The sequence below is a fragment of the Streptomyces calidiresistens genome, assembly GCF_014141525.1.
Lineage (GTDB): Bacteria > Actinomycetota > Actinomycetes > Streptomycetales > Streptomycetaceae > Streptomyces > Streptomyces calidiresistens.
Map to the genome: position 1 here is coordinate 1 of NZ_VKHS01000870.1, position 2134 is coordinate 2134.

Sequence of the window (2134 nt, forward strand, 5' to 3'; positions counted from 1 at the left end):
GGGGCGGAGCCGGGCGCGTGGTGTCGGGGGCGTGGACGACCCGGCGGAAGGAAGGGGGAGCGAGAAGGAAGGAGGAGGAAGAAGGAGGACGAGGGGAAGGGGTGGTGTCGGTCGGGCAAGGGCTTGTCGAACGCCGGGGCTTTCCGCCGTCGAGGGGGCGCCAGTGGTGTCGACACGCATCCGCACGGTGGACGACGGTACGAACGTCCTGGCGCCCGGGGGCCAACCGTCACCGGCCGCCCGGCGAACCGGCGGGGCGGGACCGCGTGTCGCCGATCCCGCCCCGTTTTTCCGTCAGGTCAGGCCCAACCGACTGCCGTGCAGGCGTGCGATCGCGTCGCCGTCACCGTCCAACTCGACCCGGGCCGCGGACTGGCGACCGGACGCGAAGAGGTGCAACTCGCCCGGTTCGGCGGTCACCGTCACCACCGGTGCCCCCCGCCGGGCCACCACGGTCTGACCGTTGGGCCGGCGCAGCACCAGGCCGACGGCGCTGCGGCGCCCCATGATCCGCGCCGAGGTCTCCAGGCGCCGCCACAGGACGTCCTGGAACACGGAATCCAACTCGCGCGGAGTCCAATCCGGTTGTGCCCGGCGCACGTCCTCGCCGTGGACGTAGAACTCCACGGTGTTGGAGGCCTCGTCCACCGGCTTCAGGCCGAAGGGGGACCACTTGCCCGGCCCCTCCCGGAACATCTGCACCAGCTCGGGATACGGCTTCTCGGCGAACTCGTTCCGCACCCGCTCCAGCCGCCCGGCCAGCGGACGGATCAGCACGCCACCGGCCGCGTCGGGGCGGCGCTCGCGCACGACCAGGTGGGCGGCCAGGTCCCGGGTGGTCCAGCCCTCGCACAAGGTGGGGGCGTCCGGGCCCGAGTTCTCCAGCAGTTCGGCGAGCAGAAGACGTTCACGCTTGGCATGAGTGGACATGTCACCAGGGTACGGCGCCCCCGTCCCGGAGCACGGATTCCCGCCGGCGCGCCCCCGATTCGTTCCGGCGGGCCCCGGGCCGGACGGCGGGCCGACGTCCCGCCCGCCGGACGTGTCGGGGAATCGGCCGCCGGACCCGCCACAATGGGACCGTGTCCGCCAGCGAACCCGCCCCCGCCCCCGTCCCCCGGACGGCGTCCGCCCTCGACCCGGCCGTCGCCGCGCTGCTCAAGCGCACCCCCGACGGTCTGGTCCCCGCCATCGCCCAGCAGTACGACACCGGTGAGGTGCTGATGCTCGGCTGGATGGACGACGAGGCGCTGCACCGTACCCTCACCACCGGTCGCTGCACCTACTGGAGCCGCAGCCGGGGCGAGTACTGGGTCAAGGGCGACACATCCGGCCACGTCCAGCACGTCCGCTCGGTGGCGCTCGACTGTGACGGCGACACCCTGCTGGTGCGCGTGGACCAGGTGGGCGCGGCCTGCCACACCGGTGACCGCACCTGTTTCGACGCCCGTCCGCTGCCCGTCGCCCCGGGGCCCGACCACCCCCCGGCACAGTAGGCTCACCCGCCATGACCACCGACGACCTCGACACCTTCCGGGTCCGTGCGAAGGACCGGCGGGTCATCCCGGTGACCCGGCGCCTGCTGGCCGACGGGGACACCCCCATCGCGCTCTACCGCAAGCTCGCCGCCGGCCGGCCGGGCACCTTCCTGCTGGAGTCCGCGGAGAACGGCCGGACCTGGTCGCGCTACTCCTTCATCGGCGTGCGCAGCTCCGCCGCGCTCACCGTTCGGGACGGCCGCGCCCACTGGTTGGGCACCCCGCCCACGGGCGTCCCGCTGGACGGTGACCCCCTGGAGGCGCTGCGCGCCACCGTCGAGGTGCTGCACACCCCCCGCGACCCCGCGCTCCCGCCCTTCACCGGCGGGATGGTCGGCTACATCGGCTGGGACGCGGTCCGTCGTCTGGAGCGGATCGGGGAGCACGCCGAGGACGACCTCGGTCTGCCCGAGCTGACCATGCTGCTCGCCTCCGACCTGGCGGTCCTCGACCACCGGGACGGCACGGTGCTGCTCATCGCCAACGCCATCAACCACAACGACCTGGACACCGGGGTCGACGAGGCGTGGGCGGACGCCGTGGCGCGGCTCGACGCGATGACCGCCGACCTGTCCCGGCCCTGTCCCTTATAACCA

The 2134-nt window shown here is 73.3% G+C and carries 2 protein-coding genes and 1 pseudogene; 2 read left to right on the forward strand and 1 reads right to left on the reverse strand.

What is annotated here, in order from left to right:
* Positions 1-294: 294 nt before the first annotated feature.
* Entirely contained in the window at positions 295-930 is a 636-nt protein-coding gene (locus FOE67_RS23625; protein ID WP_182666863.1) for a TIGR03085 family metal-binding protein, read from the reverse strand.
* Between the two features lie 152 nt (positions 931-1082).
* Between FOE67_RS23625 and hisI the strand changes: the two genes are divergently transcribed.
* On the forward strand, positions 1083-1496 hold the full coding sequence (gene hisI, locus FOE67_RS23630; RefSeq protein ID WP_182666864.1) for a phosphoribosyl-AMP cyclohydrolase: 414 nt from the start codon (positions 1083-1085) through the stop codon (positions 1494-1496).
* 11 nt (positions 1497-1507) lie between these two features.
* Positions 1508-2125, forward strand: a pseudogene (locus FOE67_RS23635) (chorismate-binding protein); the annotation flags it as partial.
* Positions 2126-2134: the final 9 nt, after the last annotated feature.

Bases quoted from the DNA above. Each gene is read 5' to 3' on its own strand.
- FOE67_RS23625 (WP_182666863.1), bottom strand. From the start codon at position 930: ATGTCCACTCATGCCAAGCGTGAACGTCTTCTGCTCGCCGAACTGCTG.